Origin of the sequence: Lelliottia sp. (genome assembly GCF_045627565.1) — a bacterium.
Lineage (GTDB): Bacteria > Pseudomonadota > Gammaproteobacteria > Enterobacterales > Enterobacteriaceae > Enterobacter.
On record NZ_JAZQNX010000033.1, the window covers coordinates 1 to 20,544 of the forward strand.

The following is a 20,544-nucleotide window of genomic DNA, read 5'->3' on the forward strand; positions in this document are numbered from 1 at the left end:
GCGACCCGGCCCTCAGCAGTGAACTGCGCAGTGAAATTGCCGCCCTGGCCCCGAAAGACTGACGGAAAAAATTAAGGAAAATGCTCATGTCTGTACTGAATGAAACGGCTGTATCTGCAGGCGAGACCCTCGTCCGGGAACGTTCCGCATCTGAAGGGGTATATGCCTCGCTGTTTGAAAAAATCAACCTGAAACCCGCGTCCAGCCTGAGTGACCTGAGCATCTGGCAGGACGACGCTGCGATGGCCGATGCGGATACGAATGAGCGCATCACGGCAAGCGTGCAGGTCTTTATGGACTGTATCCGTAAATCCGGCCAGAAAGTGGAGAGGCTCGACAAAACCCTTATTGACCACCACATTGCCGAACTGGATTATCAAATCAGCCGCCAGCTGGATGCGGTGATGCACCATCCGGAGTTTCAGAAGGTGGAGTCACTCTGGCGCGGGCTGAAGCATCTGGTGGACAACACCGATTACCGTCAGAACGTGCGTACCGAAATTCTCGATGTCTCCAAAGACGATCTGCGCCAGGATTTTGAGGATGCGCCGGAGCTTATCCAGAGTGGACTGTACTGGCACTCTTATACGAGTGAGTACGATACCCCCGGAGGAGAGCCGATTGCGGCAGTGATTTCGGCGTACGAATTTGACGCCAGTCCGCAGGACGTGGCGCTGATGCGCAACATTTCGAAAGTCTCCGCCGCTGCCCATATGCCGTTTATCGGCTCCGCAGGGCCCAGATTCTTCCTGAAGGACTCGATGGAGGATGTGGCCGCGATTAAAGATATCGGCAACTATTTTGACCGTGCGGAGTACATCAAGTGGAAATCTTTCCGCGACACGGATGACTCCCGCTATCTCGGACTGGTGATGCCACGCGTGCTCGGTCGCCTGCCGTATGGCCCGGACACCGTGCCCGTACGCAGCTTCAACTACGTGGAGCAGGTGAAAGGCCCGGACCATGAGAAATATCTGTGGACCAGCGCGTCGTTCGCTTTTGCCGCCAATATGATGAAAAGCTTCATCAGCAACGGCTGGTGCGTGCAGATACGTGGTCCGCAGGCGGGGGGAGCGGTGAAAGACCTGCCAATCCACCTGTACGATTTAGGCACCGGTAATCAGGTGAAAATCCCGTCAGAAGTGATGATCCCCGAAACCCGTGAATTTGAGTTCGCCAAGACAGGCAAACGGCGGCACGGCTGGTCCGTGACGGCGACGTATTTGTGCAGAGCTACCGTCCGGGAGCGCTGGCGCGCTACGGCCTGTCGGTGCCGGAAATGGTGCATCTGAATCCGCATCTGATTGCGGTCAACCTCAGTTGCTATGGTCACAGCGGTCCGTGGCAGAACCTGCCTGGCTTTGAGCAACTGGCCCAGACCTGTACCGGGATGGCGATGGCTCAAGGGGAAGGACAGAAGCCGCTGCAGGAGCCGACATACCGGAACGACTACCTGAGCGGATATTTAGCCAGCTGATCAACGCTCGCTGGGGACAGTCGCGCCTGGTGCGGTATCAACTCTGCGAGACGAACTTTGAGGAGCTGGACAGCCTTGCTCTCCCCGTCATCCAGCCGAGCAGCTGTACCTTCGGCGGTCCGGATCTTAATGAGCTGTACATCACTTCAGCCCGCGACGGGCTTGAGCGACCGAATGAAACGGAGGGTGCGCTGTTAAGCATCTCCACCACGTTAACCGGACTGCCAGCCGGTCTTTTTCAGCTTTAAAAAAACGAAAACAATCAAGGTGTCATTATGAACACAGCATTGAACCCTACAAAAACCAACCGGCAAACGCTGCTTGTTTGCTTTCTTGCCGCCCTCGCTGGCCTGCTGTTTGGCCTTGATATGGGGGTGATTGCCGGGGCTTTACCCTTTATTGCCAATGAATTTGGCCTCAGCAGCCATCACCAGGAAATTGTGGTCAGCGTGATGATGTTCGGCGCCGCACTCGGCGCCCTGTGCAGCGGGCCGATGTCCTCCAGCCTCGGTCGCCGTAAAAGCCTGCTGCTCGGTGCCATCCTGTTCATGATCGGCTCCGTGGGCTGCGCCTTTGCAGACAGCATGGCGGTGCTCTCCGTGTTCCGCTTTGTGCTTGGTCTGGCGGTGGGCGTGGCGTCCTTTACGGCCCCACTATACCTGTCTGAAATCGCGCCGGAGCGGATTCGCGGCAGCATGATTTCCCTCTATCAGCTGATGATCACCATCGGTATTCTCGCCGCCTTCCTGTCCGACACCGCACTGAGTGCTGGCGGCCACTGGCGCTGGATGCTCGGGGTGATCACCTTCCCGGCCATCGTGCTGTTCCTCGGTGTGCTCACCCTGCCAGAAAGCCCGCGCTGGCTGGCGATGAAAGATCGTCACGCCCTGGCAGGTAAGGTGCTGAAGCTGCTGCGTAACTCCGATAAAGAAGCCCAGTACGAGCTGGATCAGATCCGTGAAAGCGTGAAGATGAAACAGCGCGGCTGGCAGCTGTTTCGCCACAACCCGCACTTCCGCCGATCCACCTATATGGGCGTACTGCTGCAGTTTATGCAGCAGTTCACCGGCATGACGGTGATCATGTATTACGCGCCAAAAATCTTTGAAATCGCCGGTTTCTCCACCACGCGCGAGCAGATGTGGGGCACGGTGATCGCAGGACTGACCAACGTGCTGGCAACCTTTATCGCCATCGGCCTGGTCGACAGATGGGGACGTAAACCGATCCTCAAGCTGGGCTTCGCCGGGATGGCAGTGTGCATGGGCATTCTTGGCTACATGTTCCACAGCGGCATCACCAATCCAAGCGAGCAGTACACCGCCGTAATCGTGCTGCTGATCTTTATCACCGGTTTTGCGATGAGTGCGGGCCCACTGATCTGGGTGCTGTGCTCGGAAATCCAGCCGCTGGCCGGACGCGATTTTGGCGTCACCTGCTCCACGATGGCGAACTGGATCGCCAACATGATCATCGGTGCGACTTTCCTGACGCTGATCGACACCATCGGCAGCCCAAACACCTTCTGGCTGTACGGCGTGCTGAACGTGGCGTGCATCGTGCTGACCATCCTGTTTGTGCCTGAAACCAAAAACATTTCGCTGGAAAACATCGAGCGCAACCTGATGAACGGCGAAGCGCTGCGCAATATCGGACAGACAAAACACCACGCCCCGGCTGGTCACAGTATCACGGCCAAATAAAAACGCAGGCGGCCTGCCACGTCGCAAGGCCGCTCATCCTGGAGAGTCGTTATGAACAAGAGTCTTGCAAAAGAGTTGTCAGGAAAGGCCGCCGAATCGCAGGTTTACGCGAAGATCACGCGCCGTCTGATCCCCTTTTTGATCCTCTGCTATTTCTTCGCCTACCTGGATCGCGTCAATGTCGGATTCGCCAAGCTGCATATGCAGGATGCGCTGAACTTCAGCGACACGGTCTACGGCCTGGGCGCGGGCATTTTCTTCATTGGCTACTTCCTGTTTGAAATGCCGAGCAACCTGCTGATGCAGCGCTTCGGGCCACGGTTCTGGATCGCCCGCATCATGGCGACCTGGGCGGTGCTGTCGGCGGCGATGATCTTCATCACCACCCCCACGCAGTTTTACGTGGTGCGTTTCTTACTCGGCGTGGCGGAAGCGGGCTTTTTCCCTGGCATCGTGTTTTATCTCACGCTGTGGTTCCCGTCCTGGCGCTCCGCTCGCACCCTCGGACTTTTTATTCTGGTGACGCCGCTCTCGACCATTATCGGCAGCCCGCTTTCCGGCCTGATCCTCAAACTGTTCGAAGGCGTCGACGGGCTGCATAACTGGCAGTGGCTATTCCTGGTCGAGGCAATTCCGTCATTCCTGCTGGCCTTCGTGGTGCTGCGCTATCTGGATAACGACGTGAAGTCCGCCAGATGGCTGACCGAGGCAGAAAAACAGGTGGTGGTGGACGATCTGGCGAAAGATGTCACCAACCGCGAACGCGCCAACCAGGGCAAGGTCGACAGCACCCTGAAAGGGATGCTCAGCAACGGCTACGTCTGGCTGCTGGCGCTGGTCTTTTTCAGCTTCAACATTGGCTATTACGGGATCAACTTCTGGCTACCGTCGATCATCAAAAGCTCCGGCGTGAGCGATGATTTCCACATCGGCCTGCTGGCGGCGCTGCCTTATGTGTCTGGCGCCTGCTTTATGGTGTGGAACAGCCGCCATTCGGACCTCAAACAGGAACGCCGCTGGCACATCGCCATTCCGGCAATGATCGGCTGCGTTGGCCTGGCGCTAAGCGCCTATTGCAGCGGTTCCACTTTCTGGATGATGGCGTGGATCTGCCTTGCGATGTCCGGCACCCTTGCGCTTATCCCTACCTATATCAGTCTCCCCGGCGCATTGCTCTCCGGCACTGCGGCGGCGGCGGGGATCGCGTTCGTCAACTCCATTGGCAACCTTGCCGGTTTCTTTGGCCCGACGGTGCTCGGCTGGGTGAAAGACGCCACCGGGCGCACCGACAGCGGGCTCTACATTCTCGCGGGCTTCTTGCTGCTCTGTGCGCCGCTGATCCTGATGTTGCCCGCCCGGCTTGCCAACCCGAAAAAAGTCATTCCTGAACCAGAACAGAACGATGTGCAGCCTGAAGCTGCGCATCACATCAGTCGTTAACAGAAAGAGAAAAACATATGAGTGGATGTGGAGGATGTGCCAGCTGTGGCACGCATTTCAACCCAATCCTGGAAGGTGATGACGGCGCGCTGAAACGTGCGCTGTACAAATCTATGGGCCATACCGACGAACAGCTGCGCCGCCCGGTGATCGCCGTGGTGAACAGCTATACCAATGCCACGGCGGGTCACGCCAATCTGAATGAGCTGACGGCGAAAGTGCTGGAAGGGATTGAAGAGGCGGGCGGTGTCGGCATGGTATTCGGCACCATCGCGCCGTGCGACGGCATCGCCGAAGGGCATCTCGGCATGCGCTATATTCTCGCTGCACGCGAGGTGATTACTGCGTCCATTGAAGTGATGATGCGCGCGCACCGCTTCGACGGGATGGTGCTTCTCGGGTCGTGCGACAAAATTGTCCCGGCGATGCTGATGGCGGCTGCGCGCCTCGATATCCCGACCATTATGGTCAACGGCGGCCCGATGTACCCTGCGGAATACAAAGGCAAACACTGGGACGGCAACATCGTTACCGAAGCGATTGGCTGGAAGAAACGCGGTGAGATCAGCGAAGAAGAGTTCGCCCATATCGAGAACATCGCCGAGCCTGGCCCTGGCTCCTGCACCATGTACGGCACGGCGAATACAATGTGCTGCATCGGCGAAGTGCTCGGCATGAGCCTTCCGGGCAGCAGCACGCTGCCTGCGGTGTCTCAGGAGCGCCGCGACTGCGCAACCGAGACGGGCCGCCAGGCGGTGAAACTGGTGCAAAACGGCGTCAACGCACGCCAAATTATCACCCCGGAATCGATCCGCAACGCGATGGTTTACCTGCTGGCGACCGGCGGTTCCACCAACGCCATCCTCCATCTACAGGCGATCCATTACGAAGCCGAACTCGGCCATCTGCCGCTCTCCGCCTTCGACGAAATGAGCCACCACGTGCCGCTGGTCGCCTCGCTCTATCCGGCTTCGGAACACGACATGATCGACTTCTGGGAGGCGGGCGGCGTGCAGGCGGTGGAGAAAGAGATCAGCTCCCTGATGGATCTCAGTGCGCTGACGGTGGCCGGGAAAACCAAAGGCGAACTGCTGGCGCAGGCCAAACGCAGCAGCCGTCCGGAGGTGATCCACACCCTGACGATCCCGGTGCGTAACGAGGCGGGCGTGGCGGTGCTGCACGGCAACCTGTCCCCGCTTGGTTGCGTGGTGAAACCGGCGGCGGTACCGGAAAACCTGATGGTATTCCGCGGCCCGGCGGTGGTGTTCAACAGCGAACAGGAGTCCGTCGAAGCCATCATGTCCGGGAAAATTCAGCCGGGGAGCGTGCTGGTGCTGCGCTACGAAGGGCCGAAAGGTGGGCCAGGGATGCCGGAAATGTACAAACCGATGAAATCTCTTGAGGGCATGGGTCTGTCGGACAGCTGCGCGCTGATCACCGACGGACGTTTCTCCGGCTCCAATCGCGGCCTGTTTGTCGGCCACATTTCACCGGAGGCTGTAGACGGCGGCGAACTGGGCTTAGTGGAAAACGGCGACGAGATCTCGATTGATATCCCGACCCGCACCCTGACGCTGCACGTGGTAGAAGAGGTACTCGCCACCCGCCGCGAAAGCTGGAAGCCGGTCAACAAAGAAGTCCCGCGCGGCTTCCTGCGCCTTTACCGGCGCTGGGCATTGCCTGCCGCACAAGGCGCCGTACTGGCGGACAGGGAGGACGACTGATGACCCTACGCTACAGCGCTCAGCAGATTGCCGGGGTTAACCCGATTACCGCCATGCCATTTACCGCGCAGGGCGAAATGGATGAAAAAAGCCTGGTGCGCCTGCTGGAACATCTCGCGAACAGCGGAGCCCAGGGTACCACGCTGTTTGGCATCGCCAGCGAGTTTCCTAAGCTTAACGATCACGAACGGAACCGTCTGGCGCAGCTGTTTGTCTCCACCCTCGCCGGGAGCCCGCTGTATCGGGCGATGTCGGTCACGGATCACTGCACGGAACAGGCGGTAAAACGCGCTCGTGACTACGCAAAACTCGGCGTCGATGCTCTGATGCTGCTCCCGCCGTTCTTTCTGAGCCCAAGCCCGCAGGCGATTCAGGAACATATTTTTGCCGTCCTCGAGGCGGTGGATATTCCGGTGATGGTCCAGTACGCACCGGGGGAAACCGGCCTGTTGATCACTCCTGAGCAGATGGCGGCGATCGCGGCCCGGTATCCCCATGCGGTGTTTAAAATCGAGTGCAATCCGCCGGTGGAGTACACCCGTGAATTCCTGACCAAAGCCCCGCAGGCCAGCGTGCTAAACGGCTATGCCGGGCTGTATATGCTGCAAATGCTTGCGGCAGGGGGCAAAGGCGTGATGCCAGGGTGCTCGTTTACGGAAGTCTACGTGCGTATCTATCGTCACTGGCTGAACGGTGAAACTGAAAAGGCTGAAGCGCTGCACCAGAGCTTGCTGCCGTATATTCAGCGCTGGATGAGCCACTGCGAATACATCATTCAGGTGGAAAAAACCATACTGCAACGCCGGGGCATTATTGCCACCGACTATTGCCGCAGGCCGGGATGGGCACTTACGCCGGAAGACTCCCTGGTTATTGACCAGTTCATCCACCAGTTCGAACTATGATAATGAAGGTTGCGGCTCATCCGCAGCCTGTTCCGAGGTTACTATGACAAAAACATCAGAGCGTATTGTCCTCATTACCGGCACCAGTCAGGGGATCGGTCAGGCTATCGCACAAACATTTTTAGACAACGGTGATATCGTTATTGGCGGCGCGTTTTCTGAGCCCGAAAATGCGCCTGCCGTTCAGCAAATGCTGGCCGATTACCCACAGCACTATTTTTATCATCCCGTCGATGTCACCCGGACGGAGTCCATTAGCGCGTTTGTCACCTGGGCGGAAAATCTGTTCGGCAAAATCGATGTTGTGGTGTCGAATGCGGGGAAAAACGTGTTCAAAGGTATCGACTGCGAAGAGAGCGACTGGGAGCATAACTTCAATCTTAACCTCCGTTCTCACTGGTATCTGTCGAAATGCGCCCGGCCGGCATTGCGTAAAAGCAAAGGCACTATCCTCGTTATCACCTCAAACCACGCATTCTCAACCATGCCGGGCTGTGCGCCGTACAACATCAGTAAACGGGCATTGCTCTCTCTGGTCCAGAGTCTGACGATTGAATGGGGGCCGGATATCCGCACCGTCGGCATTGCCCCAGGATTTATTGATACCCTCGGTAATCAGGTCTGGTTTGATTCACACTCCGATGCGAAGTTGGCTCGTGAAAGAACCATCAAAAAGCATCCGGTGGGGCGCATTGGTCGCCCGGAAGAGGTCGGGGAGTTGTGCCTGTTTTTAGCCAGTGACAAGGCGGGTTTTATTGCTGGCACCACCATTGTGATGGATGGTGGTCGCAGCGCTATCATGCAGGATGAAGAAGATATTTAGGAAGGCGGGTGGTCATTATCGGGGCTGAAAAAATGCTCAGCCCCGAATTCTTTTTTTGAATACAAAACGAGGGAGAAAGTTTCTTTCCCGGGGCTGTAATCAGCTTCACAGAAATGTGCTATTTCTTGCATGGTTCTGCTGCGTATAATGCTTTTCCCACAAGTATTTGGTGGATACCACTTTGTCGGATGCATCCGATTATGACCAGACGGTTCACGCTGTATGCTTACTGGCGATCTCACCAGGAAATCGTTTTCTCCCCTTCAATAATCTGCGTGATTTCGCTGGTTTTAATTTGGCGGTGATAGCCATAAATATCTGCGTACTTCGTGAGTCCTGTCGATGGATCTGCTTCAGGTTTATTCTGTGTTTTAATCATCTCTCCGGTCGTGGTTGTCATCGTATAGCTTGTCGAACACCCCGCCAGCATCTGTGCGGCCAGTCCGATAAAGGTCAGATAAATAAATTTACGCACTCTCAATTTCCGTAAAATAGCATTTTGCGGCACTGTACCGGATATGGGATGTGAAAGATGGATTTCTGGTGCGTTATCGCTATCTTCACTGAGTATTTTCAGTTTAGTGAACTGTAGCGTGGGAGGGGGGAATAATGCTCCCGGAGATTTAACAATAAACCAACCACCGTGAGCAGTTAAACTGACAGACTCTGGAACAATATCAGATACTAGCCAAAATTTTTATACTTGCTGAGGAAAACCAGATTGTCAGAATCTGGCGTCCCCGGTCTGTCAAGGTTGAACATTTTACGGACAAATTCATGCTTTAGTCCCGAACGATTAAGTACCTGTTTCCAGGAATGAAGATCGGCATAACCGCGCTTTCTCCGCGTACAGCTTCGGTTTTCAGCCCGGCAAGGCGGGGCGTCCAGTCCTCCAGCAGTTCGTGGCTCGTTGCCTTCTGCTATTGTCCGACGGGCCTTGTCACGCTCACTGCGGGCCTGTGCCAGCGTGACAGACGGATACACACCGATGGAGAGTTTTTTCTCTTTGCCTCCATAACGGTATTTAAGGCACCAGACCGCACAGTTAAAATCCGAAACCTAATTTCATTTCAGCTAAACTCCCCTCCCGATCCACTTCACAGTTCTCTGTCCTTTTGTGAAAAGTATCACTCCCTCCCGCGCATATGCACAATAAATGGTCGATGCTTAGCGGAATTTGTCTAAGGCCGTGGACGAATTTTGCGCTTAAAGTTAGTTTCGAAACAGCTTTTCAAATTACGACGTCGCTATGACCTCTGTTGTGTTAAGGACTGATAATGAAAATTGAATCTGTAAACGTCACCGTCTTCCAGTATCCCACGCGTCGGGTGTCCGACACCGCCGGGCACTCACATCCTGGACCTGAAAGCATGGCCAAAATGGCGATGCTGACGATTACCGCAGACGATGGCACCAAAGGGTATTCATTCGCGCCGCCGGAAGTGGTGCGCCCTTTTGTTGTGAACACTTTCTTTCGTAAAGTGCTGGTCGGCCAGGACGCGTTCAACCGCGAGCGCATCTGGCAGGATCTGGCGCACTGGCAGCGCGGCAGCGCACATCAACTCACCGAACGCGCCCTGTCGTTTGTGGAGCAAGCGCTGTGGGATCTGATCGGTCGCAAACTGAATATGCCGGTCTGGAAACTGCTGGGCGGCTTCCGCGATAAAGTGCCTGCATACGGCAGCACCATGTGCGGTGATGACCTGCCGGGCGGCCTCTCGACGCCGGAAGAATACGCCAGCTTCGCTGAAAAACTGGTCGCGCGCGGCTATAAAGCCATCAAACTGCACACCTGGATGCCGCCGGTCTCCTTCGCACCCAACCCAAAAATGGACGTCAAAGCCTGCGCTGCAGTGCGTGAAGCGGTCGGCCCGGATATCGACCTGATGATCGACGGCTATCACTGGTACAGCCGTACCGAAGCGCTGTACATCGGTAAAGAGCTGGAAAAACTCGACTTCGCCTGGTTCGAAGAGCCGATGGAAGAAGAGAGCATGTCCTCTTACGCCTGGCTGGCAGAAAACCTGTCCATCCCAATCATTGGCCCGGAAAGTCTGGGCGGAAAACACCACAGCCGTGCCGACTGGGTCAAAGCGGGTGCGTGCGACATCTTACGCGCGGGCGCAAACGGTGTAGGCGGTATTTCCCCAACGCTCAAAGTGGCGAACCTTGCCGAGTCGTTTGGCATGGATTGCGAAGTTCACGGTAACGGCGCGGCGAGCCTGGCGGTTATCGGCGCTATCAAGAACTGTCGCTGGTACGAACGCGGTCTATTGCATCCGTTCCTGGATTACGATGTGCCTGCCGCTTACCTCAACAGTATCGTCGATCCGATGGATGAAAACGGCATTGTCAGCCTGCCGACCGGCCCAGGACTGGGCGAAGACATTAATTTTGCGTATATCGAAAACAATACCGTCAGCCACGACTGACACATAACGATATCTCACCCTACAAACGGTATACACAGATGAACAAAAACTCCCTCACGAGGGCGTGTTTACTCGCGCTCTCGCTGATGATGGGGAGCGGTGCGGCGTATGCAAAAACGCCGCCCGACCAGCTCATCATCGGTATGAATATGAACAACCTGCTGACGCTCGACCCGGCCGCGATGACCGGGAACGAAGTGGTCGGCATCGTGGTGAATCTCTACGATTCGCTGGTTGAACTCGATCCAAACCAGCTCACCAACGTCAGGCCCGCGCTGGCGAAACGCTGGGATATCGCCCCTGACCGCAAAACCCTGACCTTCCATCTGCGTGATGACGTCAAATTCCATTCCGGCAACCCGCTCACCGCACAGGACGTGGTGTGGTCGATGCGTCGTCTGCTGCATTTGAATCTGGCGCAGGCGTCGGTGTGGAAGTCCTATGGCTTCAGTAAGAAAAATATCGATCAGCAGGTAAGCGCGCCGGACGACTACACGGTCCAGATCGTATTACCGAAAGCCAATGATCCACAGCTGGTGATTTACTCTCTCGGCGCGCTGGGCAACCTGGGCGTGCTCGACAGCAAAACGGTGCAAACTCATGAAATGAATAACGACTGGGGCAACCGCTGGCTGACGACGAACGAAGCCGGTTCCGGGCCGTTTATGCTCGACACCTGGCAGGCGAAAGACGTACTGCGCATGCAGCGCAATCCGCACTACTGGCGCGAACAGCCGAAGATGAACCGCATCGTGCTGCGCCATTTCCAGGAATCACAAACTCTGCGCCTGATGATTGAAAAAGGCGATCTGGATATTGCCAACAATATGGCCGTTTCCGACATCAACGCCCTGCGTAAAGACCCAAACCTCACGGTTGAAGCCGTGCAAAAAGGGACGGTGTATTACGTGGCGATGAGCATGAAAGAGGCGCATTTCACGAATCCTAAAGTGCGTGAAGCGGTGCGATATCTGATTGATTACCAGGGCATCAACAAGGCGCTGATGCCGGGTTATGGTGTGCTGCACCAGCGGCCGATCAAAGCCGGAATGCCGTCGACGCTGCCGGATCCGGGCTACAAACTGGATATCCCCCGCGCCAAAAAACTGCTGGCGGAAGCGGGCTATCCGGACGGATTCGACACCACGCTGCGCGTGCTGGCCGATCAGCCGTTCTTGAATATTGCCATCGCGGTGCAGTCCACGCTGATGCAGGCGGGGATAAACGCCAAAATCATTACCGGCACCGGGAATCAGATTTACGGCGCCATGCGAGAGCGTAAATTCGACCTGCTGGTCGGGCGCGGCGGCAGCGGCGTAGAGCCACATCCGCATTCCAGCCTGCGTGCGCTGGTTTACAACCCGGACAACAGCGACGAAGCGCGGCTGACCAACTTCCAGGGCTGGCGCACCAGTTTCTATGACAAACCGTTGAACGAGATGATCGACAAAGCGCTGCTTGAGCGCGATCCGAAACAGCAAATTGTCGATTACCAGCAAATCCAGGTGCGCTACGACGAGCTGATCCCGGCGATGATTCCGCTCTCGCAAATGGTTGATTCGGTCGTGGTGCGTAATGAAGTCAAAAACTTCCAGTCGCACCCGTCAGCCACCACGTTCCTGCGCGAAGTCTACAAAACCGGAGGTGACAAATGAGCATTGCGATCCTCTCTCCCGGCTCCCGTACCCGTCGTTTTTCAAAGCGACTGACGCAGGTGCTGATCACGCTGTTTGGCCTGCTGGTGCTGACGTTTTTTATCGGCCGCGTGATGCCGGTCGACCCGGTGCTGGCGATTGTCGGCCCGGATGCGGACCACAGTACCTATCAGCAGGTATATCAGCAGTTAGGTTTTGATAAGTCGCTGCTGACCCAGTTCGGCATTTATCTGAACAATCTCCTGCATGGCGATCTTGGCAATGCGCTGCTGACCGGCAAACCGGTGACCGACGACATTATGCGCGTCTTCCCGGCCACGCTGGAGCTGGCCACCATGGCGATTATCGTCGGCGCAGGGCTTGGCATTCCGCTGGGCGTGCTGGCGGCGGCGCGTCGCAACAGTATGTCCGATTACGTGGTCCGCATCATCAGTCTGGCCGGTTATTCCACACCGATCTTTTGGGTCGGCATGATGGGGCTGCTGCTGTTCTACGCCTGGCTCGGTTGGGTGGGCGGTGCCGGACGGCTGGACCTGGGGCTGGACGGTATCGTGCCGCGTCGTACCGGATTAATGACCGTCGATGCTCTGTTGGCGGGCAATAGCGCGGTGTTCTGGAACGCGATTAACCATCTGGTATTGCCTGCGTCATTGCTCGGTTTTCATTCGCTGGCTTACATCAGCCGTATGACCCGCAGCTTTATGCTGGCGCAGCTGTCGCAGGAGTTCATTATCACGGCGCGCGTTAAGGGTTTAACCGAGCGTCAGGTTATCTGGAATCACGCGTTCCGCAATATTCTGGTACAGCTCCTGACGGTTGTGGCGCTGGCCTATGGTTCATTGCTGGAGGGCGCGGTGCTGATTGAAACCGTCTTCTCATGGCCGGGCTTTGGTTCGTATCTCACCGGCAGTTTGCTGCTGGGCGATATGAACGCGGTGATGGGCTGTGTGCTGTTGGTGGGGCTGATCTTTGTGATGCTCAACCTGCTTTCCGACATGTTGTATCAATTCTTCGACCCGAGGACGAAATCATGACCGTTTCTCTGGATACGCCGCTGGGGGCGCGCAACAGCGAAAGCCGCCAGCGTATCAAACGTACGGCTCTGCGGGCCGCAGGATTTGTGGGCAAAATGGCGCGCAACCCGTTGACGGCGATTGGCGGCGGAATTGTTCTGCTCCTGCTGATTGTCGCGGCGTTTGCCCCGTGGATCGCGCCGTACAATCCGCTGGTTCAGGATCTCAACAATGCGTTGGTCGCCCCGAACGCGCAGCACTGGTTCGGCACCGACGAATTCGGTCGCGATATCTTCAGCCGACTGGTTTATGGCTCGCGTATCACGCTCTATATTGTGCTGCTGGTGTCGGTCACTGTGGGCCCGTTGGGCCTGCTGTTGGGCGTTACTGCCGGATATTTTGGCGGCAAAGTCGATGCGGTGCTGATGCGTGTGACCGACATTTTCATCTCGTTCCCAAGCCTCGTACTGGCGCTGGCGTTTGTCGCCGCGTTGGGTCCGGGGCTTGAGCACGTGGTCATCGCGATTACGATCACCGCCTGGCCGCCGATTGCCCGTCTGGCGCGTGCCGAAACGCTCTCGTTGCGTCAGGCGGACTTTATCTCTGCCGTGCGTTTGCAGGGGGCGTCCGCGCCACGCGTGCTGTGGCGACATATTGTCCCGCTGTGCCTGCCGTCGGTGATTATTCGTATCACCATGAACATGGCCGGGATCATTCTGACCGCCGCCGGGCTGGGCTTCCTGGGCCTTGGCGCACAGCCGCCGGAGCCGGAGTGGGGCGCGATGATTTCCAGCGGGCGCACCTACATGATGGAGTGCTGGTGGGTAGTGACTATTCCGGGGCTAGCGATTTTGATCAACAGCCTGGCGTTTAACTTCTTAGGAGATGGCCTACGTGACATCCTCGATCCTCGCAGCGAATAATGCACCTCTGCTCGACGTGCGCGATCTCCACGTCGACTTTATGAACGGCGGCGCGGTCACCAATGCGGTGCGCGGCGTCTCCTTCCAGCTCGGACGAGAAAAGCTGGCGATTGTCGGCGAATCAGGTTCCGGTAAATCCACGGTAGGGCGGGCACTGTTACGCCTGCACCCGGCGAAAGCCCGCATTAGCGCCACGCGTATGCAGTTTGGCGATGTGGATCTGCGCAGCGTCAGCGAGGCGCAGATGCGCGGCATCCGCGGCAAGCGCATTTCGATGATCATGCAGGACCCAAAATATTCGCTCAATCCGGTGGTTTGCGTCGGTGACCAGATTGCCGAAGCCTGGCTGACGCATCACCCCGGGCGCAAAGCAGAGGCCAAAGCCAAAGTGCTGGAGATGCTGAATGTGGTGCGCATCCGCCAGCCGGAGCGTGTGTATCACCTCTATCCGCATGAGATCTCTGGCGGTCAGGGACAGCGCATCATGATTGCGATGATGCTGATCACCGATCCGGATCTGGTGATCGCCGATGAACCGACCTCTGCGCTCGACGTGTCGGTTCGTTTGCAGGTGCTGGGACTGCTGGACGATCTGGTGAAATCGCGTGGTCTGGGGCTGATTTTTATCAGCCATGACATCAACCTGGTGCGCAGTTTTTGCGACCGTGTGCTGGTGATGTACGCCGGGCGGGTGGTGGAGTCCATCGCCGCCTGCGATCTGCACAACGCCAAACATCCGTACACGCAGGGCCTGATCAACGCGCTGCCGGAACTTAACCATCGCCGTCCGGTGCTGCCGGTCTTGCAGCGCCAGGCCAGCTGGCTCACCGAGTAAGGAGCAGAGATGATCGAGATTAAACACCTCAACCTCGCGTTTGGCGAAGGCGAGAAGCGCAATCAGGTGCTGGACGACGTGAACATTCACGTTAAGGAAGGGGAGATTTACGGGCTGGTGGGCGAATCGGGTTCCGGCAAAACCACGGTGCTGAAATGCCTCGCCGGGCTGTTTACTCACTGGGACGGCGAGCTGGCAATCAACGGCAAACCGCTGGAGAAACGCATCACCCAGGAACGCTGTCGTCGCGTGCAGATGGTGTTTCAGGACCCGTACGGTTCGTTGCATCCCCGCCACACCATCGGGGACATTCTGGAAGAACCGCTGCAAATTCAGGGCATGAATGACCGGGATCGCCGTATCCACGGCTTGCTGGATAAAGTGGGGCTCAATCGGGCCTTTCGCGATCGCTATCCGCACCAGCTCTCGGGAGGCCAGCGCCAGCGTGTGGCGATTGCCCGCGCGTTGATACTGGAACCGCAGGTGCTGCTGCTGGATGAACCGACGTCAGCGCTGGACGTGTCCGTGCAGGCAGAAATCCTGAACTTGCTGGCAGACTTGCAGCGCGAATCCAATCTCACTTATCTGATGGTGACGCACGATTTGGGGGTTATTGCGCATTTGTGCCAGAAAGTGGCCGTGATGCAGTACGGCAAAATTCTCGAGACCTTAACTGTGGATGAACTGGTGGCCGGCAACGCCAAAACTGACTATACACGCATGCTGGTGAATGCCAGCCAGCAGTACAGTCGTGAGATGGCGCGCGAAGTGGCGGTGTATTAAAACGGTTTATTCCCCCTGTGGGAGAATGCACTTTCGCGCACAGGGCGAAAACATCAGCGCAAAAGCGGACAATCTGGCGGCAGTCGACAGTTCAGCGCTCGGGGCAACAGCGAAATACGGAAATGCTCCCCGCTCAGCGGCTCGCCGTCCAGATTAAACGTCATACCGTGTGGGGCGATAATTTCAAACCACTCGGACTGACCGTCGAGAATATTGGGGCTTTCTTCCGGATTGGTCAGCGTGGTGAACAGCGCTGGCAGTAATCCATCACTGGTAAATATACGCAGCTGCAGCAAACCGTCGTTAATCAACGCATCGGGGCAAAGTTGCTGTCCGCCACCTGCTTGACGCCCGTTGCCGATGCCAATCACCAGCGCATCACCTTGCCAGTGAAAATTCTCGCCGTTAATTTCACAGCGGTCGGGTTTCAGCATATCCATCCGCATCAGACCATGAATCAAATACGACACGCCGCCGAGCGCTGCTTTGAGTTTTTCCGGCGTTTCGCTGGTGATACGCGTGCCAAAACCGCCCGTCGCCATGTTTATAAAGCAGGTTTTATCGTTAACCTGGGCAATATCCACCGCTGCGGCTTTACCCACAATCGCCAGCTGGAGCGCTTTATCCAGGCTTTCCGGGATCCCAGCGCTGGTAGCGAAATCATTGGCCGTTCCGAGCGGTAAAATCCCCATCGCCGGACGCTCCGCCGCATCTCGCTCGATAAGCGCGGTCGCGATTTCATTGATTGTGCCGTCGCCACCGCCTGCGATAACGGTCTCAACGCCCAACAGGCAGGCTTCTTCGATATAACGCGCAGCGTCGCCTTTTTCCCAGGTGACGCGAACGTGAATAATCACCCCGTTATCACGCAGCTCAGTAATTGCCTCGCGCAGCAGTTCGTTACCGGCACTTTTGCCGTTGAGGATCAGTAAACTTTCCGGATATGTCGCCATCCACGGTGCTCCCTATTTAGCTCTATCAAGAGTGTATCTCAGGGAAGGGAAAAGCGCGTAAGAACAGGATGAAAGGGACACAATATGTTCCTGTTCGATTTGTGATGTTGATGACGTGAATGCCGGACTTGTGCCAGGGGCGGATATTACAACCTCCACTCTATGTAAGCATGTCATTCGGGACAGGAGTAATACTCAGGCATCCCTATGTCAGTGTTGTACATAAAAAAGCCGGAAAAACCTATTTCACGACCTCAATCGTGTTCCAGGACGCCTGAATATCGGACCTGATATATACAAGTTGCACAATTCATCTCTACAGGATTATTTATGATGTGCATAAGAGCTTTTTGTTTATTTTCCGTATTCTTTTACTGCTTACAAGTGCAGGCATCTCCAGGATTTCGTCAGATAACGCTATCAGACTCTCAGTCCGAAACGCTAAAATTGACTGTGTGGTATCCAACATCGACTAAGGGAAAACCGGTTAATGTAGGAAGCAATCCCGCTTTCGTTGGCGTTACGGCAAACCCCGATGCACCACCATTACCTGGAGTACATCCTCTGCTGGTTATTTCGCACGGATATAATGGAAACTGGCGGAACCTGTCCTGGATTGCTGCTGCGATGGCAGAGGAAGGATACATTGTTGCCGCCCCGGACCATCCGGGTACGACTACTTTTGATCAGAATCCGATAGAGGCGAAAAAGTTGTGGCGACGCCCGAGCGATATTTCCCTGGTAATTGATTTTGTCAGTGAATCGCCCGCGCTATTTGGCGCAACGGACAAAAACCGTATTGCTGCTTTAGGGCATTCCCTTGGCGGATGGACAGTAATGTCAGTGGCAGGTGCGCGATTTTCTCCATCTCTCTTTATCAAAGACTGTCAAAACCATTCCAAACGTGGTGACTGCCGGTTAATAGAAAAACTTGGCATCGATGAAATGCTGTCCGTGGACAAACTTTCTGCAAATCACAGGGATGAAAGAGTCCGGGCAGTCGTTTCTCTTGATCTGGGACTCGCACCGGGTTTCACCCCTCAGAGTCTGAATGCCACTACGACTCCCGTCTTAATTTTAGCCGCGCAGGATGACAAAGTAGGAGAATTACCTGCAGAAGAGGAGTCTGGATACCTTAATGCCAATATGAAACCGAACCGGAGGCAATATGAGGTAATCGAAGGTGCCACACATTTCAGTTTCATGCAGCTTTGTAAACCCGGTGCTGAACGTCTCCTAAAAGAAGAATCATCTGGCGATGAGGTTGTATGCCAGGATGCACTCCAGGGAAAGAGATCGGATATTCATCAAAATCTGGTTAATAAGATCAGTGCATTCCTGAATTCTTCACTTGATTACTCTGCACCTTCTGGCGGAAAGAGCTAGGTGACACGCCAGAAACTCTGAGAAATTCACGGTTAAAATTTGATTTAGTCGTGAATCCAGACTCCATCATGATATCCGTCACGGGCAACTGGGTGCTTAACAGCAATTCCTTTGCCCGTTCAACCCTGAAGCCATTGATCCACTGTGAAACATTGCACTGACTCACAGAATTAACTGCGCCTGAAAGATGACGTGCAGGTATGCCAGTTTTTCTCGCCAGAATACTTAGAGTGAGGTCGGGATTAAGATAAATTTGTGTCTCACGCACTTGTTTCTCGAGTCGAGTATAAATCTCTTCAAACTCTCCCGCGGGAACAACATGACTTTGGGGGAGCGTTTCTTCCCGCTTATTATTGACTAGTACAGCTGTCCTTCCTGCACTGACAATAGCCGCGGCGATGAGGGGAAGGAGTATCATCTGGGAAATGACAATTATACCCGGTGCCTGTTTTCCACCCGTGATGCAGAAGTCAAATGTAACCGCAAGATCTGTGAGTGCAGATATACACAGAAAAGAGCCTGCTAAAAAAGCCATCTTAACAGGATGCGTTGACTCCGCCAGCCGGCTCAGGGTGAAATTACTCTCCCCCTGCCATGCAATGCGAAAGAGGCCACATCCGTATCCCGTAAATATGATAAAGAGGATGAAATCAGTCGCAGCTGGCCAAAACATCCTGATCAATAATGCAATGGTTGGAGGTAGAAGCAACAAAAGCCAGCGACGCTGCTTATTGTTTTCAGTCATTGAGATGAAACTGTGCCAGGCGAAAGGTGGCAGAAATATTGCCAGGACAGATTGAATATTCCTGAGCATAACTGACTCATATTCCCAGCGCAGCGTGCCTACAGACAGAAGGAGAGTGCAGGCGATAAGAAAACGCAGAGTACCATTGTGACGTTTTTTTCCAGGGAATAGCGCCATTACTATTAAAATCAATAGCGCAAATAAAGTAATAACAGGAAAGGGAACAGAGAACATAACCACAATACCATCATAAAGATTTACAAAGTATATTCGCACACATGAAGGTAATCTGTCTCCTTCAACCTAATTAAACGGTATAACAATCCATTAAGATACAACTTGCTTGCGGACGATTTATCTCATTTCCAAACCGCCCTTTTTTCGGATCCATCTGACCCTCACTCATGAGGAATAAATGACCTTAGCTCCGTTAATTAATACATCGAGATATGAGTAATGTCTTAACCAGTTGTGAGAACAATTGAACTCACAGTCAGAAGCGTACACGTTGAAAACCAGATTCTATAATCTGGGATGCCTGGAAGGGATCTACTATGAGGTTTTCGTCATGATGTCTTTTTATCAACATACAGCCACCAGCCTTGGCGGCAAGATTATCTCTATGAACGACTACGCGGGTAAGGTGGTTCTGGTGGTTAATACCGCCAGTCGGTGTGGGTTCACGCCACAATATGGCGGCCTTGAAGCGCTTTACAAAAAATACGCCGCCCAAGGTTTGGTGGTGCTTGGTTTCCCCTGCAACCAGTTCGGAAAACAAGAACCCGGCGGTGCCGACGAAATTGCGCAGACCTGCCACATTAACTACGGGGTGAGCTTCCCGATGTTTGAGAAAGTTGAGGTCAACGGAACCGCAACGCATCCGGTGTTTCGTTATCTCAAAAGCGAATTGCCCGGCGTGCTGGGTGGGCGGATCAACTGGAACTTCACGAAATTCCTGATTGGACGCGACGGTAAACCGCTCAAGCGTTTTGCACCGATCACCGCCCCGGAGAAAATGGAAGCCGCAATCCGTGATGCGCTTGAAGTCTAAGTATTCGTTGATTCGAACTTTTCTGCTGTAGGGAGCGCGCGAAAAAGGCTGGTGGCTAAATGTCACCTTACATTCTCGAAATGCGTGTTTTGTTTGAAATAGTTTGCTGAAGGCAAAAAAATAAGCCTGCGTAAGGGCGTTTATTCACCCTTACAGCAGGGGCTTTCAGCGGTGCAATGCGGGTTTGCGGCACATACAAGACCACTGAAAACCACTATAAATCACTCAAGCGTGGACACTGTGTGGACACTCTGAGCGTCAGTGCCACCGCGTAAAGGATTGAGCGTTATCGCGTCCTGCAGGTATTCAGGGGCGAAGTGTGCATAGGTCATTGTCTGCTCAATCCTTGAATGCCCGAGAATCCGTTGAAGCGTGATAATACTGCCTCCGTTAATCATAAAGTGAGTAGCAAAGCTGTGACGCAATGCGTGTGTAGCCTGACCCGGTGGCAGGTCCGGTTTCAACTCCTTCATTAGCCTTCTGAACGCTGGATAGTTGGCGTCAGTGAACAGAAAGCCACGCTTACCTGCAGTGATCATTCTTGCCAGCTCCTCGGATATCGGAACGGTTCGCGGCTTGTTGGTCTTTGTCTTAACAAACGTGACGCGATTTTGAATGATGTTTTCCGCTTTCAGTTTTGCTGCCTCGCTCCACCTCGCGCCGGTGCTAAGGCAAAGAATCGCGATTTTTTTATTA

The 20,544-nt window shown here is 55.0% G+C and carries 18 protein-coding genes and 3 pseudogenes; 16 read left to right on the forward strand and 5 right to left on the reverse strand.

From position 1 onward, the window contains the following. Positions 1 to 80 precede the first annotated feature (80 nt). The 8 genes and pseudogenes from tssC to ACKI5T_RS16465 all read left to right on the forward strand — a co-directional run. Positions 81 to 1,187: pseudogene (gene tssC, locus ACKI5T_RS16430) on the forward strand (type VI secretion system contractile sheath large subunit); the annotation flags it as partial. Positions 1,188 to 1,225: 38 nt separating this feature from the next. Continuing rightward, entirely contained in the window at positions 1,226 to 1,477 is a 252-nt protein-coding gene (locus ACKI5T_RS16435; RefSeq protein WP_407438803.1) for a CoA transferase, read from the forward strand. 29 nt (positions 1,478 to 1,506) lie between these two features. Beyond that, positions 1,507 to 1,725, forward strand: coding sequence for an SMP-30/gluconolactonase/LRE family protein (locus ACKI5T_RS16440; protein ID WP_407438805.1), 219 nt, complete (start codon positions 1,507 to 1,509; stop codon positions 1,723 to 1,725). Positions 1,726 to 1,740: 15 nt separating this feature from the next. Continuing rightward, positions 1,741 to 3,180 (forward strand): annotated as a pseudogene (locus tag ACKI5T_RS16445) (sugar porter family MFS transporter); the annotation flags it as partial. Positions 3,181 to 3,231: 51 nt separating this feature from the next. Further along, entirely contained in the window at positions 3,232 to 4,620 is a 1,389-nt protein-coding gene (locus tag ACKI5T_RS16450; RefSeq protein ID WP_407438807.1) for an MFS transporter, read from the forward strand. A gap of 17 nt (positions 4,621 to 4,637) precedes the next feature. Then, entirely contained in the window at positions 4,638 to 6,344 is a 1,707-nt protein-coding gene (gene ilvD, locus ACKI5T_RS16455; RefSeq protein ID WP_407438809.1) for a dihydroxy-acid dehydratase, read from the forward strand. Next, positions 6,344 to 7,249 (forward strand): dihydrodipicolinate synthase family protein, encoded by a 906-nt coding sequence (locus ACKI5T_RS16460; protein ID WP_407438811.1) that lies wholly within the window; start codon positions 6,344 to 6,346, stop codon positions 7,247 to 7,249. Before ilvD ends, ACKI5T_RS16460 begins: the two co-directional genes overlap by 1 nt. Before the next feature lie 43 nt (positions 7,250 to 7,292). Beyond that, positions 7,293 to 8,072, forward strand: coding sequence for an SDR family NAD(P)-dependent oxidoreductase (locus tag ACKI5T_RS16465; protein ID WP_407438813.1), 780 nt, complete (start codon positions 7,293 to 7,295; stop codon positions 8,070 to 8,072). Between the two features lie 238 nt (positions 8,073 to 8,310). On the opposite strand, the gene ACKI5T_RS16470 is transcribed toward ACKI5T_RS16465, so the two are convergent. Then, positions 8,311 to 8,547, reverse strand: coding sequence for a YgdI/YgdR family lipoprotein (locus ACKI5T_RS16470; RefSeq protein ID WP_407438815.1), 237 nt, complete (start codon positions 8,545 to 8,547; stop codon positions 8,311 to 8,313). 428 nt (positions 8,548 to 8,975) lie between these two features. Then, positions 8,976 to 9,107, reverse strand: a pseudogene (locus ACKI5T_RS16475) (Arm DNA-binding domain-containing protein); the annotation flags it as partial. A 242-nt stretch (positions 9,108 to 9,349) separates the two neighbouring features. Here ACKI5T_RS16475 and ACKI5T_RS16480 point away from each other — a divergent pair. The 6 genes from ACKI5T_RS16480 to ACKI5T_RS16505 are packed head-to-tail and all read left to right on the forward strand — an operon-like array spanning position 9,350 to position 15,713. Further along, positions 9,350 to 10,504, forward strand: a complete 1,155-nt coding sequence (locus ACKI5T_RS16480; protein WP_407438817.1) for a mandelate racemase family protein — start codon at positions 9,350 to 9,352, stop codon at positions 10,502 to 10,504. A 38-nt stretch (positions 10,505 to 10,542) separates the two neighbouring features. Next, complete coding sequence (locus ACKI5T_RS16485; RefSeq protein ID WP_407438819.1) at positions 10,543 to 12,159, forward strand: ABC transporter substrate-binding protein; 1,617 nt, start codon at positions 10,543 to 10,545, stop codon at positions 12,157 to 12,159. Then, positions 12,156 to 13,193, forward strand: coding sequence for an ABC transporter permease (locus ACKI5T_RS16490; protein WP_407438821.1), 1,038 nt, complete (start codon positions 12,156 to 12,158; stop codon positions 13,191 to 13,193). Before ACKI5T_RS16485 ends, ACKI5T_RS16490 begins: the two co-directional genes overlap by 4 nt. After that, positions 13,190 to 14,095 (forward strand): ABC transporter permease, encoded by a 906-nt coding sequence (locus ACKI5T_RS16495; RefSeq protein ID WP_059179213.1) that lies wholly within the window; start codon positions 13,190 to 13,192, stop codon positions 14,093 to 14,095. Before ACKI5T_RS16490 ends, ACKI5T_RS16495 begins: the two co-directional genes overlap by 4 nt. Next, positions 14,067 to 14,930, forward strand: coding sequence for an ABC transporter ATP-binding protein (locus ACKI5T_RS16500; protein WP_407438823.1), 864 nt, complete (start codon positions 14,067 to 14,069; stop codon positions 14,928 to 14,930). Before ACKI5T_RS16495 ends, ACKI5T_RS16500 begins: the two co-directional genes overlap by 29 nt. 9 nt (positions 14,931 to 14,939) lie before the next feature. Further along, entirely contained in the window at positions 14,940 to 15,713 is a 774-nt protein-coding gene (locus tag ACKI5T_RS16505) for an ABC transporter ATP-binding protein (RefSeq protein WP_015959701.1), read from the forward strand. A 53-nt stretch (positions 15,714 to 15,766) separates the two neighbouring features. On the opposite strand, the gene yegS is transcribed toward ACKI5T_RS16505, so the two are convergent. Continuing rightward, positions 15,767 to 16,666: a lipid kinase YegS gene (gene yegS / locus ACKI5T_RS16510; protein WP_407438825.1), complete on the reverse strand. Its 900-nt coding sequence runs from the start codon at positions 16,664 to 16,666 to the stop codon at positions 15,767 to 15,769. Between the two features lie 330 nt (positions 16,667 to 16,996). On the opposite strand from yegS, the gene ACKI5T_RS16515 reads away from it, so the two are divergent. Next, positions 16,997 to 18,052, forward strand: coding sequence for an alpha/beta hydrolase family protein (locus tag ACKI5T_RS16515; RefSeq protein ID WP_407438827.1), 1,056 nt, complete (start codon positions 16,997 to 16,999; stop codon positions 18,050 to 18,052). Here the strand turns inward: ACKI5T_RS16515 and ACKI5T_RS16520 are convergent. Then, positions 17,994 to 19,031 carry a helix-turn-helix domain-containing protein gene (locus tag ACKI5T_RS16520; protein WP_407438829.1) on the reverse strand — a complete coding sequence of 346 codons (1,038 nt, stop codon included), beginning with the start codon at positions 19,029 to 19,031 and terminating at the stop codon, positions 17,994 to 17,996. The genes ACKI5T_RS16515 and ACKI5T_RS16520 overlap by 59 nt on opposite strands. Before the next feature lie 334 nt (positions 19,032 to 19,365). Between ACKI5T_RS16520 and ACKI5T_RS16525 the strand changes: the two genes are divergently transcribed. Next, positions 19,366 to 19,848 carry a glutathione peroxidase gene (locus ACKI5T_RS16525; protein WP_407438831.1) on the forward strand — a complete coding sequence of 161 codons (483 nt, stop codon included), beginning with the start codon at positions 19,366 to 19,368 and terminating at the stop codon, positions 19,846 to 19,848. A gap of 221 nt (positions 19,849 to 20,069) precedes the next feature. On the opposite strand, the gene ACKI5T_RS16530 is transcribed toward ACKI5T_RS16525, so the two are convergent. Next, a partial coding sequence (locus tag ACKI5T_RS16530) for a tyrosine-type recombinase/integrase (protein ID WP_407438833.1) occupies positions 20,070 to 20,544 on the reverse strand: 475 nt, incomplete at its 5' end.